This window comes from Marinobacter sp. EhC06, from assembly GCF_001650915.1.
Classification (GTDB): Bacteria; Pseudomonadota; Gammaproteobacteria; order Pseudomonadales; family Oleiphilaceae; genus Marinobacter.
In genome coordinates, this window is sequence record NZ_LXYO01000009.1 from 1 (window position 1) to 15,326 (window position 15,326).

Sequence of the window (15,326 nt, forward strand, 5' to 3'; positions counted from 1 at the left end):
AGAACTCTAATTACGCATGCACCGATTTTAGGGGATGGTTACAAACCCATTGAATATTAGTTAATTAATGAAGCTTGGTGAATGACCGGGGTCTTAGGGTCCCGGGCTTCATCTCTACCGATAACTTCCCTCTGAAAATAATGGGGTATACGGATTTAATGGTTGATGACCCACATTCTCCCTGCCAATTTGATTCTGCCTGAGACCATGTGGTGCTCCCCAAATACCGTAGAAGCGATTTTTTCGTTCTCAGGCGGAGATCAACTGTGGAAATGCGCCTGTCGGCGTCGATAGTCAGAACGTCTATTCCGTATGAACGACACTTGTAAAATTTTGAAGTAATGATCTGGTGAGTGGCGCGGTCCTGTACGATCTCTGGCGGTCTTTTCAATTGTCGCAGTTTCTACCAGGTGAGCCTTTGTGGCGAACTGTAGTCACCCCCATTTCCCAGATCTCGGAAATTCTTGATTTGCGTAGTGGTTGACATGTTAAAGAATTACCGGATTTCTAGCTTGAGAAAACGGGCTTTTAAGTACAAACGAAAATCACAGTTATCTGGACTTAATCGGTTTGGAAGTGCTCACTCCTGCTGCAGGATCTCATTGAGATAGTGCTATTTTTGAAATCGCATAGTTTTTAGATTGACCAGTGCTACTCCGATCGACACAACAACAAGCCCCAGGATTGCGCGTTTTTCAAGCACTTCGTCGAACAAAAGATAGTCAAGGACAACGGTAAATGGTGGGGCCAAGTAGAAGAGGCTGGCTACTTTAGACGCTGCGCCACGACGGATCAGTGTAAATAACAGGCCAACAGCGCCCAAGGAAAGTACTAGAGTTAGCCAAACTAGGGCGAAGGTAAACTCTCCAGTCCATGCAACGTGCATATCTTCCATGGTGATTGCCATGATCGTAAAAACTAACGACACAGCAAAATACTGAATGCAGCCCCCGCTTCGGAGGTCCATCGTTGCGCTATACCGCTTTTGATACAAAGTGCCCACGGTGATACCAAATAGTGCTACTACCGCCCCGCTAATAGCTATCGGGCTCACACCATCGACTCCAACCCGACTTGATACCACCAGTAAGACGCCGGCCAGACCGAGTAACAAGCCTGCCCACTCTCTGGCGAGTAGGCGCTCGTCGAGAAAAAATCCTGCGAGCACGGCAGTTAGTAGGGGCTGGATCGCAACGATAATAGCTGCGACGCCGGCGGATAAGCCATGATCGATTGCCCAGAAGAGGCCGCCGAGAAAAGCACCATGCACCAGCAGCCCTACAATTACCGTGTGCAGAATGCTAACTGGGCTGGTCGGCCAGGAAGCGCGGGTTGCGAGGGCAACTAACAATAGCACAACTGCCGCTGCCGCCATGCGCAGGGCGAGAAAGGTAAAAGGATCAGCGTGCGGTAGCCCAAGGCGCGCCCCGATGAAGCCGGTGCTCCACAGTAAAATAAAAAGCCCCGGCATAGCAGCCGACCAAACGAGGGGGTGCGTGGAGGTGTTATCTATTGGCGGCTGTTGCATATTGTTCAATTACTCATGAATTCCAGCAGACCTCTTTCTAAACTCAGGAAAAGGAATGTAATTTCATCGAGGCCAACGTAGGCGTTCTTTAGCAATCAGGACGGTTTTCATCAATCCGGAAGCGTCGTGTGCTTTCGGCAATCAAACCAGCTTGATGTGAGAGACGTTCGTTCAGCCGTCCAAGATCCTTCCCGATAGCCTGTGTCTCACTGCTCTGACCGCGAATAGTTTCCATTTTCTGCGCAATTTCCTCGCTGGTAGCAGATATCTCTTCCACGGCGACGACAACCTGATCCATCTCGGAATTTAGGTTTTCAATGGAATCGGTAATATTCCCCATGGTGGTGGCGATCAGACTCGCGCTTTTTTCACCTTCCTGGGCAATACTCAGGCCATCGGTCGCCAGTGCGTCCATGCTGATCGTCTGAGAGTTCAGATCTTCGATAATGCTCGTAATATTTGTGGTTGCCGCAACGGTTTTCTGAGCGAGGGTTCGCACTTCGTCTGCCACAACTGAGAACCCGCGACCGGCATCCCCTGCGCGAGCAGCCTCGATGGCTGCGTTAAGTGCCAACAGATTGGTTTGCTCAGCCAAACCATTAATGACATCGATGATGCCCGTGACATTGGCGCTGGCTTTGGTTAGTTGCTTCACGTGTCCATGCGTACTCTGGATCAGCGTCGATAGACGACGCATCGATTCGACACTGGCATGTACAACTTGCGCACCGGTTTTAGCTGCATCGTTGGCAGATTGTGTCGAGACACCTACCTGGTTGGTACGCTCGGCAACGTCGTTAAGGGTGACGGCGATCTGCTGGCTGCCAGCAGCGGCCTGAATAGTTTGCGATTCCACCGTTTCGCTATTTTTGACCAGGCGTGACATGGTCTTATCGAGTTCGCCATGCACTTCGAGCAGGTTTTCAGTGCCTGCGATCGACTCATTCATGAGTTTGCCGATGTTATCGACCATTTGGTTCGTGGCTCGTGCGAGCGTATTGAATTCGTCACGCGCATTAGTGCCCAGAGCCAGCTTCTGCGTCAGGTCGCCGTCCGAAACTTGGGAGAGCAAATCAACCACTTCATAAAGTCGGTTGACCAACGCACGGGAAATCAGGAAGAGAGCCAGAATCAGTAGTGGGCCGCAGAAAGCGATAGCCCCTAAACTAACGAATTCGGCGGAAGTTCCAGCAGCTTCAGCGCGGGCAATAGATTGGGCAATAAGTCCGGATTGAAGAGAGTCTTGTTGAGCTGCGACCAAGTCTCGTATCGTATTACCGATCCTATCCCCATTGGTTTTTGTGGCGCCAGCAGATCTAAGAAGCGCATCTGCTCGGTCAAAAATTTGGCGATAATTGTGGGCGGTTTCGCCGATGACGTTATTTTGCCAACCATATTCTTCAACCAACTGTTCGAGTTCAGCGACGGCTTCGTTCGCTGAATCGGCAAAGTCCGAGTTTCGATAGTCGACGTAACCCTGTTTAGTTTGAGCGATGTCCTTAACGGCCTCGTCTGTCGCCGTCATGGAGAGGTTTTGCAGCTTTACTAGAACCTTCTCGACTTCGTGTCGAATACCCTCGTTTTCAGATAACCCCAGAGTTTGGATCTGTTTCAGCCATTGCTTTCTGAGCTCAACGTAGCGTCGTATCTCTTCTTGAATCTGATCGGCGTAGTTTAGCGTTCCTGCATCGCCTACCTCCCTGCCTTGTTCTTTTATTTGGGTGGCTTCTGCTATCAGCTGATTCAGATCAGTCCTCGTGGCGTTTATATTTTCTGTTGTAAGTGAACTGATCTTTTTTTCTATGTCGTTCAGTTCGGTCACTAGATTGCCCACTTCATTTCCATAGCGCATGACTTTATAGATCGACTCATAGGACTGCGAAACGCGTTCCAAACCCCAAAATACAGCGCCTCCAATGAATGCCAGGCCGATTGGGGTGAGTATCATCAAGGCCAGGAATTTCTGGCGCCAGGATAAACTGGGAGCTTTAACGGTCATGTGAGTCTGTCCATTCCTGTTGTTCTTTTTCTCGATTAACTTGCTATTGTCTTTCTGTCGTTCGAGTACTGGGCTAACCGATCAACCGTATGGGAAAGCGGTCAAACTGATGTGCGTTTGTACGTTGCGAGTGAACTGCACTCATGCTGACTCTCACAGTGCTGATGCTCGAATCATTGAATAGAGCATCAGCACTGCGGGTAGTACAGAACTTCTATATACCTTGAGAGTCCATACAAATTCGCACTGTTATGGCACGACTATTGAGGCAGGACACATTCGAAGCTTGCCGCAGCAGTAGGATCGCCGCCTTCAATGTATCTTGGGTATTTCGGATACTGGCAAACGGGACGATTCAAAGCAGGCTCACCTTCTGATGGAAACCATTGGGTCGCTACAATCTGCTCGCTGCTTGGTGGCGTACCATTTTCCAGCCACTCGAACATTGGTCCGACCAGATCGACTTTGTCTGCACCTTCCCCGCCAAAACAATGTGCAACGCCGGGCGTGGTGTAGTATTCCATAAACTCCTGAACAACCTCTTCACCGCCCATTTCTTCAACCACGTTCTGGTAATAGGCTGTGGCATTGTTTGCGGTAATCAGTGAGTCTGACAGACCTGTCCATAAGATGAGTTTGCCTCCCTGGTCTTTAAATTCTGTCAGATCTGGGTCAGTGGCATCGATCAAGTTCACCAGTTCGTCGATTCGATCTGTGAATTGCGCTGGGTCAAGTGCCAATGGGTCGATAGAAGGGTCGCGAGCAACCATGTACTTGATGTAACCCTCCGTTAGTTGCCAGGCCGCTGAAGAACGGCGGGTGCCCGTTCCATCGTCGGCCCAGCCGAGGGGTCTGAACTCACTGCTAGGTAGAAAACCAGGCCATGTATAGCGACCATTGGCTATATTGGTGGGGGCGAAAAACGATCGTACGGACTCAATCTGGGGATCCGTCAGGCAACTGTTGTTTTCCATTCCAGTGCATGCAAGTTCAGAGGGATCGAAGTCACACGACTCGGGATTTCCAAGTATTCCGTCCTCTAGTCCATCGTTTGCATCGCACTTTGCAATAATTGCATTGCGAACCGTTTGGACTTTTGCGTCAGTCAGTCCTGCTCCTGGTTGGGCTAACTGATTAAGTACCTTGTGGTACCAGAGGAACTGCGCATTGAAGTCGTTGGCTGGAGCTCGGGAGATAATTCCATCAAATAGGTCGGGGTGTCGCTGTGCTTGAATTAAAGCTTGCCTTCCACCACCTGAACAGCCTTCGTAAATGGTTTTCGTGCTTCCCCAAGACCCTCCATACTGTGTAGTCAGAATTTGGCTTGCGGGTGACATTACCCTTGGGACCGACTGGTACGCATAGTCCTTGAGCATTTGTTCATCCAGGGCCCATGACTGGTCAGGAAAATCTTCCACACTATGACCATGATTCGTGGCTATCGTCGCATATCCTCTTTTGACGAGATCTGGAGACAGTGCTAAAGCAGTCCCCACTTCGGTCTGGGACGTAGGATTAGTAATGTTGCCATCGAATCCACCTCCCCCTGCAAAAACGGTCCGGCCATTCCAATCAGTTGGCATGCGTACTTCAAAATCTAGATCTTTATCCATTTCGCCGTAGACCAGACAGTGCTCGGAAGCCTCCTCAGTAGCTGGGACAAAAGTCGTGCTTGTTATCGTTGCTTCTCCGAACGCCTTACCCTGGAAGTCTGCGCACTTTGCTTGTGCATCGCTCAGCGATGATGTGTCGCTGCCATCGTCATCGTTACAACCCGTGAGAACAGCGGTGAAAAGGGCCAGTCCGGCTACCAAAGCCAAACGAACTCCTGGGTAGTCATTTTGTATTCGCTTGCTCATCTTTGATGATCCCCATTTTTGTTGATTTTGTGCTGAGAAGACGATGAGGCAAGGCTCATCTTCCTCTTTGCCCGTTGAAGCCTAGCTTCTTTCTCACAAATGTGCAAAAAACGAATTATTGAATATCGATATTGAATTGTGTTCAAGAGAAATTTACTAAGTGTTGTCACGCTACGGCGATGCTCTGACAAAATCGTACAAGCTTTACACGAGGGTTCCTTAAGGGGCAGTTTCGCTACCTTCTGTCCGAAATTCTCAAGAAAATAACTATTGCATACAGTTAGATAGAAATTTTAGTGATCGATCTCGGTAGCTTATCTCTGTAGTCCAAAAGATCAGGAAGCCGGAATTTCCGTGAGCGACCATTGTTTTATTCAATTAAAATTAATGAACACATAGAGAAAATTACTATTTCTAAAAATACACACTTTGTGCTTGTGTGTGCTATGGTTTGCGAAGAGTAAGGTCGGAGCAACGGCCCTGCTCAAAACAAAACAACAAGGGGTAAGCATCATGGTTAGTAAATCGAAAGTATTGGGTGTTGGGCTGATTGCAGCGCTGGTCGGCACCATCAATAGCGCATTTGCTCAAGAGCGCCAGCTCACAATGGCCACAATGGCGGTGCCGGGGACCACTGTGGAGACGGTTTCCCACGGCTTTGCCGAGAAGGCCAACGAAGCCTTACGAGGTAGTGGTATATCCATTGTCGTGAACGATTCCCTCCTAAAGGGCGCCCAACTATCGCCCGCGGTCCGAGATGGTCGTGTGGATCTGGTATTGGGTGTTCACCCATACATCTCTGGTTCGGAGCCCCTTATGGGGTTGCAGAGTCTTCCAGGCCTGATTCAGACCCAGTCTGATTATCAGAATGTGATGGACGCTTTTTGGCGGGACGAGCTGGATCAGGTTTGGAGAGAGAACTGGAACGCCGTCCCCTTGGTGGAAGGTGCCTGGTCCACGCATGTGCTGTTTACAACCAAGCCCGTTACCAGTGCAGAAGATTTTCAAGGTATGAAGATCCGAGTTCATAACCCCGAAACCGCCCAATTTATTGCGAACCTTGGCGCTCGTCCAACGCCGCTGGACGCAAGTGAAATTGCCGTTGGTCTGGAGCGTAACCTGATCGATGGATTGTTCACGCCGGCTTGTTATGCCTACCACCAGGAGTTGTGGCGCAGCGTTTCTCATATCCAAGACTGGGGAATTGGTCCCATTCAAGGGTGGGCAGTTCTGGTTAATCGGGATGTCTGGGACAGCCTTTCATCTGAAGACCAGAAAATTTTGAAGCGCATTGGCCAAGAGCTAGAAGAAACCATGTGGAAGAATTTCGCGGAAGCTTCTGGAGAATGTATCGATGGCATGCGTAACAACGGCTTGACTGTGGTCAACATTGATCAAGAGCAGCGGGAACAGATTTTCACTCCGGAAACCGTTAGCCCGGTCGTGGATAAGTGGGTTCAGCGGGCTTCGGAGAAGGGCTTTGATGGCCAGTCCATCATCGAACAGACTCGGAACGCTACCGGAAATGAACTGCATTAATTTGCCGATAGGCTAAAGTTAGAGAGAAAGAGAAATGTCGGAATACGTTGATTCTCGACAGGACTCAGCCATGGCTCCAGCGTTTCACCGGAGTCATGGTCGACAATCCTTCGTTATAGAAAAACTCATCGCTACTACAGGATCGCTGGGGGGTGCTTCCGTCGCCGGACTGCTCGGGATCATTATCTTTGAAGTCGTATCTCGATACCTCTTCAATTCTCCAACCTATTGGGTAACAGAGCTATCAACTTACCTGGTTATCGCTAGTGTATTTCTTACCTTAGGGTGGGCTTACAGGCGCAAAGAGCACATCAGAATTGAGTTTGTAGTAGACCTACTTCCAGATTCAGTCCGCCCTGGAGTGTCGAGCTTGGCTCAATGGTTGGGGGTAACATTTGTTGTTCTTTCAACATGGCAAATGTCCCTTTACCTGTTTTCGGAGTACGTCACCGATTCAAGAAGTTGGGGTTTGCTTTCGGTCCCTTTGTGGATGCCTCAGGTTCCGATAGTCGCTGGTTTAGCCGTTTTCCTGATGGCTATGCTGAAGCGGATGCACGATGAGGCTAGTGAATTATCACCCTTGCGATTTCGTGCCTTCGCGCCATGGTTGGTCATAGCCGGGTGCGGGCTCGCCCTTGCTATAGGCAATTCCACGGTTGAAACCTTGGGCGTCCGCATTAACGTCGGGATGCCATTGATTGCCGTATTCTGCGTACTTGGAGCCGCACTGACCAATGGCTTCAAGACAGCCAGCATTCTGGCCTTGATATTGGCGGTTGGCGCCTTCGCATTTGTGGCTGCAGCTGAGAGTTCGACGCTGGTGGTTGGACTGGTTGTTCTCGGAACAGTATTGGTTTTGCTAAGCCTCGGTATGGAGGTGGCACTTGGCTTGGGATTGGCTGGTCTTCTGGGGCTCGCTTTTCTGCTACCACTGCCCCAATTGACGGCAGTTGCTGATCGATACTGGAATGGGATCAACAGCTTCACCTACGCTGCCGTTCCTATGTTCATCCTGATGGGAAGCATCCTGATGCGTTCCGGCATCACGGGAAGTCTCTTCACTGCACTTGCTGCCTGGACTGGCAGGTTGCCTGGTGGTCTGGCCCACGCAACTATCGGGGCCGGAGGTATCTTCGCGGCATTCTCCGGTTCCAGTATCGCTACTGCCGCTACGATTGGTAAGACGGCGGGTGAGGAAATGATGTCCCGCGGTTACAGCCCCAGAATTTCCATGGGCGCGATCGCGGGTGGTGGAACGCTAGGCATTCTTATTCCTCCGAGCATTCCCTTGATTATTTATGGAGCGATGGTCGGCGCACCGGTAACGCAGCTCTTTGCCGCAGGCATGATACCTGGCCTTATGGCGCTGTTGAGCATGATGTTACTGGTATTTGCATGGGCGAAGTTTGTTCCAGGCTCCACCGGTGCCACTCGACGTTACAGTTGGCGTGAAAAAACAACTGCTCTGGTTTCGGTTCTACCGTTTATGGCTCTGATTATTGGCGTTTTCTCAGTGCTTTACCTTGGAATCGCAACGCCAACGGAAGCCGGGGCGGTAGGTGCCGCAATGTCGGCCCTGATCGCCGCACTGAAGGGCAGGCTCAACGTCAAAATGCTGGGAGAGGCCCTGTCAGAAACTGCGATTCTTACTAGCGCCGTGTTAGTGATTGTTGTGGGTGCGGGGATTCTTGGCTGGATCGTTGACTATGCCCGTATTCCACAAGCACTGGTTAGCTTCGTCGAGGCTCAGGATCTCACTCCATGGGTTCTCATGCTTTGCATCACGATTGTCTACATAGTTCTGGGCATGTTCATCGATCCAATTTCGATGATTCTGATGACGGTTAGCATGACCTTCCCGATTGTTGCCCTGGCGGGTTATGACGAGATCTGGTTCGGCATTGCCCTGATGATCGTGATTGAGATAGGGCTGATTACGCCACCGGTTGGCATCATTCTTTTCGTCCTGCGGGGCATCAGTGCCGAAGTTTCGTTCCGGGATATCGTCATGGGTGCTCTCCCGTTCGTGGCGATTCTACTCCTTAACCTGCTGCTCATTGCCGTATTTCCCGAAATCGTGCACTGGCTACCGGATCAAATTCAATAAGATCGTGACAGGAGAACAACAATGGAAAAGCAAAATACAACAAGCATAGTCGACCAACGCGTGGATGAGTTGATCGCACTTTATTCTGGGCCGTCACGGGCCGCAGCGGGCCTGCTGTGCGACGACCACCCGATTAATGACCTCGCATTCCGTATCATCCGTGAAGATTTTTCAACAAAAGCGATTACATTCGGTGAACTCCGTACTCGCTCAGAAAAATTAGCACAGGCCCTTTATTCAGAAGGGTTTCGGTCGGGCGATCGGATAGCGACATTGATGGGCAAAAGCCAGGAATACCTTGAAACTATTCTGGCAATCTGGCGCTTGGGCGCCGTTCATGTTCCGCTTTTTACAGCGTTTGCCGGACCAGCCATTGAAATGCGCCTGACCTCAAGCGGCGCTAAAGTGGTGTTTAGCGATGCAGTTCACCTGGACAAACTGAAGCAAATCCGTGCGTCCGGGCAAGGCGAGAACTGGGTTGTCGTATCAAGCGAAAAAGTTGGCGATGCTGACTTCCGTTTTGAAGACTTGATGGCCAAGGGGCGACCTGGCTACGCGCCCTATGTCGGAAATGGTGATACCACCTTTATCGAAATATACACGTCTGGAACCACTGGCACACCAAAAGGCGTACCAGTACCCATAAAGGCGTTGGCATCATTTCAGGCCTACGCCGAATTTGGATTGAACGTTCGTCCGGACGATGTCTTCTGGAATGCGGCGGATCCCGGGTGGGGGTACGGTCTTTACTTCGGGATCCTTGCCGTACTTACCACAGGCGTTGCAGGACTGCTCTATACGGGTAAGTTCTCTCCGGAGGCTACTTTCAAGATCTTGGAGCAGGAAAAGGTTACCAACTTTACTGCTGCGCCAACGGTCTATCGGTCACTCAGAACCTTTGAAGGCCAAACTCCGTCTATCCGACTACGCTGTGCATCCGCTGCTGGAGAGCCACTGACTCCTGACGTTAATCGGTGGGCGCCGGAAGCGCTTGGAGTGGAAGTGCATGACCATTTCGGGCAGACGGAGGCGGGCATGATCGTAAACAACCATCATCATCCCGAATTGCGCGAACCAATTCGCCCCGGATCCATGGGGCGGCCGATGCCTGGATGGAGCGCTGCCATCCTCGATGAAAAAACGTTGAGACCATTGGGCCCGAATCAACCAGGTCTGCTTGCTTTCGATTTGTCGAAGAGTCCTATGGCCTGGTTTGAAGGTTATATCGATGCGCCGAAAAAGACCGCAGAACGTCTCACCCCCGACGGCAAGTGGTATCTCACTGGCGATATCGCCAGAGTCGACGAAGATGGGATGTATTATTTTTCGTCCCGTGATGATGACGTCATTATCATGGCTGGGTATCGGATCGGGCCGTTTGAAGTGGAGTCGGTACTGGTCACTCACCCAGCAGTGGTGGAGTGTGCGGTAATCGCACTCCCTGACGAACTCAGAGGGCAGGTTCTAGAAGCAGTTGTAGCTCTGGCGGATGACGTCGTACCCAGCGATGAACTAACGCAAGAGTTGCAGGCGAAGGTGAAAAAAGAATATGCCGCTCACGCCTATCCACGCCGCATTCATTACAAGTCTGTGTTGCCTAAGACACCCTCTGGAAAAGTTCAAAGATTCCGTCTGCGTCAGGAGCTGACTGAAGAGGAAAGGAATGAAGGAGCTCAGGCATGAGACTGGAGGGCGTGGCCGGAATCGTCACAGGCGGCGGTTCCGGATTAGGCAAAGGCGTTGCAGAGAACCTGGTTGCTTCAGGGGCAAAGGTTGTTTTGCTTGATCTCAACGAATCAAACCTAGCTGAGACGTGCATTGAGCTTGGTGAGAATGCCCTGGCGGCACTTGCCGATGTCAGGGATCCGGATGCCGTATCAAATGGTCTTGACCTCTGTGAGAAAGAGTTCGGGGATATTCGATTCGTAATTAACTGCGCTGGTGTCCCGTCGTCGGCAAAGATTGTATCCAGAGGAGTGGCACATGATTACGAGCTTTGGAAGCGAGTCGTTGATATCAATCTCACCGGAACTTTCAATGTAATGCGTCTGGCTGCGGAGCGGATGGTTCGAAATAGCCCTGATGCAGAGACCGGTGAGCGCGGCGTCATCATAAATACGGCTTCAGTTGCCGCTTTCGATGGTCAGAGAGGTCATTCCGCGTATTCGGCAAGCAAGGCCGGAATCATTGGCCTATCGTTGCCCGTCGCGCGCGAACTGAAAGAGTTTGCTGTCAGATGTGTGGCTTTAGCTCCCGGGCTCTTTGAAACACCGATTTTTGATGACATCCCAGAACAGGGGGTTAGCGCGCTGAAGAAATCAATGCTGTATCCCGATCGACTAGGCCGCCCATCTGAATTTGCGGCGCTTGTGCATCACGTGATCACCAATTCTTACCTTAACGCCTCCTGTATTCGGCTGGACGGCGGCGCAAGACTGAACTAAAGCGAGGAATCATAACGATGAGAACGGCGATATTATCGTTTGCCCGAACACCGATCGGAGGCTTGCTGGGAGAGCTGTCGACGCTTTCCGCGACAGATCTGGGCGCTCACGCGATCAACGCGGCCGTAGAGCGTGCCGGCATATCTGAGTTGAACCCCGACGGCGTCATCATGGGCTGCGTGCTCCCGGCCGGGCTAGGTCAGGCGCCGGCTCGCCAGGCGGCGTTGAGTGCCGGGCTGGGTATCGGTATGCCGGCCACCACCGTCAACAAGATGTGTGGGTCCGGGCTCCAGGCCGTCATACTTGCCCATTCGACGCTACTTTCCGGGGCCGCAGACAGCCTTGTCTGTGGAGGCATGGAAAGTATGAGCAATGCGCCATTCCTCCTGACTGATCATCGCCGGGGGAGCAAGTTCGGCCATGGTTCCCTGGTAGACAGTATGCAGAGAGATGGCCTGGAAGACGCCTATACCCGGGGTAAGTCAATGGGCGCATTTGCTGACGAGGCCGCCAAGGAGTTCGGCATTGAGCGCCAGGAGGCCGATCAATTTGCCTGTCAGTCGCTGGCGCGTGCCCAGGAGACCGCAATGTCGGGAATACTGGCTGACGAGATCGCTCCGGTGTCTGTTACCACCAAAGCCGGCACCGTGGAAATAGACAGTGACGAGCAGCCCCGGCGTGCAAAACTGGAGGCGATTCCGAAGTTGAAACCCGCATTCTCGGAGCAGGGCCTGGTTACGCCCGGCAATGCTTCCTCCATTTCCGACGGTGCCGCGGCAATCACCTTGGCTAGCGAGCAATGGGTCCGTCAACAAAGTGGTGTCACTCCTGCGGGCTGGATCGTTGGCCATTCTGTCTTTGCCCAAGAACCGGGGAAATTCTGCAGTTCTCCTGTAGGTGCTATTCACTCACTTCTGGATCGACTTCAGTGGAAAGTGTCCGATGTTGCCCTGTTTGAGATCAATGAGGCATTTGCGGTGGTACCCATCATTGCCCATCGGGAACTGGGTATTGATTATGAGGTATTAAACGTTCGCGGAGGTGCTTGCGCGCTGGGCCATCCAATTGGCGCCAGTGGAGCCCGTATTCTGACAACCCTTCTGGCGACACTTCGGCAACGTGGTGGTGGACGTGGTGTATGCGCAATCTGCCTGGGCGGCGGAGAAGCATTGGCTTTGGCGGTAGAGGTTTAACGATGATGTCTCAAAAAACAGATAGCGGTTTTTTGACCCGGATTGCTCAGATAGAGGGTAACGTCGTTACCATTACGCTCTCTCGGCCAGAGTTTGCAAATGCTCTCAACGCTGAGACGCTCTCCCTTGTGCTTGAATCAATAGACGCAGCCGAAAGTGAGCCGGATGCCCGCGCCATTGTTCTCAGGGGCATGGGTAAACACTTTTGTGCGGGTGCGGATCTCCGTGAGCTCAGCGAGAATGGATCCAAGAGTGTGCGTAAATTACTGAACCTCTTTCGGGAAGCTACCCAACGCTTCGAACGATCGCATCTACTGGTGATTGGGGCGGTGCAAGGCGCTGCCCGGGCGGGCGGGCTGGAGCTACTGCTGGCCTGTGACGCAGTCGTGGCTTCAACGGATGCGACTTTAGGCGATGCACATCTGGCGAATGGTCTCTTGCCCGGTGGCGGCTCGACGGCCCGTCTTCATCGTGTGATCGGGCGAGCGAGGGCCCGGTGGATGATACTTAGCGCGGCTGCCATCGATGCCCAGCAAGCACTGGACTGGGGAATCTGTCTTGAAGTAGTGTCCCCGGAAAGCCTGGACACTAGGGCCGTGGAGCTGGCACGTTCGATGAGTGTCGGGCATCCGGATGCGGTTCTTAGGGCAAAACGCCTACTGGCCCTGACCGATGAAGTGTCGCTCACTTCCATGCTGGAGATGGAAATCGCGACGCTGGAAGGGTTCGCAAGTTCTTCTGTTTTTCGCGACGGAGTAGGTACGTTTCTCAATCGCAAGCGCCCTGTTCCAGCGAGCGAATAACGACCAATGAAGGAAAAGGCCACCATGGAACGGTGGCGCCAGGTGGTATACATTCCGCTACCGGCCATCGTTCCTGAAACCAATCAGAGTATCCAATGACAACCGAAGCCAACATACACGCATCTGATTCCAAAGCCTCTGCAGCCGGAGGTCGGGTCAGTATTCACAGGCGCAAGAACAGCCGTTTCTGGCAGTGTCAGTGCAGTGTGGATGGCAAGATTCACCGGGTGAGCTCACGCACCGAGGATCTTGCAGAGGCTCAACGTTTCGCGACACTTTGGTTCGTTAAGCTTGTGGAGGCCAGTGAAAGCTCTGATTTGCCAGCGGAGCTTGCAAACGGTTCAGCGGAGCTCCCGACGGGTTCGAATCTTCCTTTTTCCGTTCCGATGCCAAACGATAAATCGGACCGTATCGTTTCCGCTGCAGTGCTTCTTGTTGCCGAAAATGGATTTCGAAACGCTCAAATGAGTGGGATAGCGGAGAAATCGGGTTTGGCATTGAGCACCTTGTACCGCTATTTCCCTTCTAAGAACGAATTGATGAGAAAGGTGGTTGCAAGGGTCGCAGGCCGGGAAGTGAATGCTGCTGCTGGTGCTTCGATGTCGGAAGGTACACCGATAATGCGTTTAGAAATTTCCGTCAGGACCTTCGCTGAGCGTGCCGTGCGTGGCTGGAGGCTTGCTCACGCTCTGGTCGCTGAGCCTGTAGACGCGGATATTGAAATGGAACGGCTTCGTTATCGCCGCAGGCTGGAGCGTGTTTATGAAACGCTGATCAGAGAGGGAATGAATGAAGGGACAATCATTGAGCAGGACCCAGAAGTGTCAGCAGGCTGTATTGTGGGCGCGCTGTTTGAGGGCCTGGTAGGTCCGCTCGCGTTGCAGGCCGAGCTCTCCGAGAAAGAGAGAATGAAGCGTGCAGAGCGAATTGTCACGTTCTGTATCCGCGGCGTGGTTGGTGTCGGCTCAACTTAAAGCGGGGACATCTGTTTGAAGACCAGGGTGAGTACAAAGCGTTTGTTTTGGGAGGATTTTGCTGCCGGCAGTGCCTGGACCCATGGCTCTTATTTAGTAACGCAGGAAGAAATCATCCAGTTCGCTAGGAAGTATGATCCTCTGGAATTACACACTTCCCCCGAGCGTGCACGGCACACTCCGCTGGGGGTGTTTTGCGCAAGTGGTGTTCATACATTTGGCATCGCGCAACGCCTCCTGTGTGAGGCCGTCCTGCTGCAAACAAATGTGGTAGCAGGTGGCGGTGTTGACGATTTTCGAATGAGACTGCCTGTGGTTCCAGGTGACCACTTACATCTGAAAGCGACAGTCTCAACTGCCTGGCCTCATCGAACCAGATTGGGCGATGGATGGGTTGAGTTTCATGTCGAATTATCGCGAGCGAATGAAGAGATTGTTTTGGAATACCGATTGACCGTACTGCTTCAACGCACCAGGTCGAAATCGATGTAAGCGGTTGTTCAAGTCGCTTTCTCCGGATTTTTTGGACCCATTCGGGGAAAGCGCATTTTAGGAGTCATCGGTAATCTTGTCGAAAAATAGCAGTTTTCAAAAGTAGAACCTTTCGTAAGCTAAACGCAGGGAGATTCTGCCTGAAGAAGTCACGTTTTTCAGGCAGCCTGATTTTGTTGCTCCTGAAGCAAGTATGAGCGGAAAATCGAAGCGTGGCGAACATTCTATAATCAAGTCAGACCCCATTCTGCATTGGAGTGGTGCACGCCCTCGGACTACGCCAGAAAACATGCGGTTTCACGAAGAAAACAGAAGCAACTGGAGCCGGATTTTTCCAACTCTGGGTGGACCTAATAGGGGGTCAGGGTCATGATGATGAGGTGGCGGG

At 51.9% G+C, this 15,326-nt stretch carries 12 protein-coding genes; 9 read left to right on the forward strand and 3 right to left on the reverse strand.

The genetic code is table 11. From position 1 onward, the window contains the following. Positions 1-613 precede the first annotated feature (613 nt). From A8B84_RS04925 to A8B84_RS04935, 3 genes are all read right to left on the reverse strand, one after another. Entirely contained in the window at positions 614-1,528 is a 915-nt protein-coding gene (locus tag A8B84_RS04925) for a DMT family transporter (RefSeq protein WP_064226788.1), read from the reverse strand. Positions 1,529-1,616: 88 nt separating this feature from the next. After that, positions 1,617-3,527, reverse strand: a complete 1,911-nt coding sequence (locus tag A8B84_RS04930) for a methyl-accepting chemotaxis protein (protein ID WP_064226789.1) — start codon at positions 3,525-3,527, stop codon at positions 1,617-1,619. 260 nt (positions 3,528-3,787) lie between these two features. Next, positions 3,788-5,386 carry a tannase/feruloyl esterase family alpha/beta hydrolase gene (locus A8B84_RS04935; protein ID WP_082905081.1) on the reverse strand — a complete coding sequence of 533 codons (1,599 nt, stop codon included), beginning with the start codon at positions 5,384-5,386 and terminating at the stop codon, positions 3,788-3,790. A gap of 513 nt (positions 5,387-5,899) precedes the next feature. On the opposite strand from A8B84_RS04935, the gene dctP reads away from it, so the two are divergent. The 9 genes from dctP (at position 5,900) to A8B84_RS22115 (ending at position 15,292) form a co-directional block, all read left to right on the forward strand. Then, a complete protein-coding gene (gene dctP, locus A8B84_RS04940; protein WP_064226791.1) occupies positions 5,900-6,925 on the forward strand; it encodes a TRAP transporter substrate-binding protein DctP in 1,026 nt (341 codons plus the stop codon). A 70-nt stretch (positions 6,926-6,995) separates the two neighbouring features. Next, on the forward strand, positions 6,996-9,032 hold the full coding sequence (locus tag A8B84_RS21215; RefSeq protein WP_161487074.1) for a TRAP transporter large permease subunit: 2,037 nt from the start codon (positions 6,996-6,998) through the stop codon (positions 9,030-9,032). 21 nt (positions 9,033-9,053) lie between these two features. Further along, complete coding sequence (locus A8B84_RS04950; protein WP_064226792.1) at positions 9,054-10,715, forward strand: AMP-binding protein; 1,662 nt, start codon at positions 9,054-9,056, stop codon at positions 10,713-10,715. Then, complete coding sequence (locus tag A8B84_RS04955; protein ID WP_064226793.1) at positions 10,712-11,476, forward strand: SDR family NAD(P)-dependent oxidoreductase; 765 nt, start codon at positions 10,712-10,714, stop codon at positions 11,474-11,476. The genes A8B84_RS04950 and A8B84_RS04955 overlap by 4 nt, the downstream gene beginning before the upstream one ends. 17 nt (positions 11,477-11,493) lie before the next feature. After that, complete coding sequence (locus A8B84_RS04960; protein ID WP_064226794.1) at positions 11,494-12,669, forward strand: thiolase family protein; 1,176 nt, start codon at positions 11,494-11,496, stop codon at positions 12,667-12,669. Between the two features lie 32 nt (positions 12,670-12,701). Beyond that, complete coding sequence (locus A8B84_RS04965; protein ID WP_201257859.1) at positions 12,702-13,472, forward strand: enoyl-CoA hydratase/isomerase family protein; 771 nt, start codon at positions 12,702-12,704, stop codon at positions 13,470-13,472. A 95-nt stretch (positions 13,473-13,567) separates the two neighbouring features. Further along, positions 13,568-14,446 carry a TetR/AcrR family transcriptional regulator gene (locus tag A8B84_RS04970; protein WP_201257860.1) on the forward strand — a complete coding sequence of 293 codons (879 nt, stop codon included), beginning with the start codon at positions 13,568-13,570 and terminating at the stop codon, positions 14,444-14,446. Between the two features lie 27 nt (positions 14,447-14,473). Further along, the gene (locus tag A8B84_RS22110; RefSeq protein WP_227512602.1) at positions 14,474-14,938 is read left to right on the forward strand and encodes a MaoC/PaaZ C-terminal domain-containing protein; all 465 of its coding nucleotides are present in this window, start codon (positions 14,474-14,476) and stop codon (positions 14,936-14,938) included. A 204-nt stretch (positions 14,939-15,142) separates the two neighbouring features. Beyond that, entirely contained in the window at positions 15,143-15,292 is a 150-nt protein-coding gene (locus A8B84_RS22115) for an integrase core domain-containing protein (RefSeq protein ID WP_138102989.1), read from the forward strand. The last annotated feature ends 34 nt before the right edge of the window (positions 15,293-15,326 follow it).

Bases quoted from the DNA above. Each gene is read 5' to 3' on its own strand.
- A8B84_RS04955 (WP_064226793.1), top strand. From the start codon at position 10,712: ATGAGACTGGAGGGCGTGGCCGGAATCGTCACAGGCGGCGGTTCCGGA.
- A8B84_RS21215 (WP_161487074.1), top strand. From the start codon at position 6,996: ATGGCTCCAGCGTTTCACCGGAGTCATGGTCGACAATCCTTCGTTATA.
- A8B84_RS04930 (WP_064226789.1), bottom strand. From the start codon at position 3,527: ATGACCGTTAAAGCTCCCAGTTTATCCTGGCGCCAGAAATTCCTGGCC.
- dctP (WP_064226791.1), top strand. From the start codon at position 5,900: ATGGTTAGTAAATCGAAAGTATTGGGTGTTGGGCTGATTGCAGCGCTG.
- A8B84_RS04950 (WP_064226792.1), top strand. From the start codon at position 9,054: ATGGAAAAGCAAAATACAACAAGCATAGTCGACCAACGCGTGGATGAG.
- A8B84_RS04960 (WP_064226794.1), top strand. From the start codon at position 11,494: ATGAGAACGGCGATATTATCGTTTGCCCGAACACCGATCGGAGGCTTG.
- A8B84_RS04935 (WP_082905081.1), bottom strand. From the start codon at position 5,386: ATGAGCAAGCGAATACAAAATGACTACCCAGGAGTTCGTTTGGCTTTG.
- A8B84_RS04970 (WP_201257860.1), top strand. From the start codon at position 13,568: ATGACAACCGAAGCCAACATACACGCATCTGATTCCAAAGCCTCTGCA.
- A8B84_RS04925 (WP_064226788.1), bottom strand. From the start codon at position 1,528: ATGCAACAGCCGCCAATAGATAACACCTCCACGCACCCCCTCGTTTGG.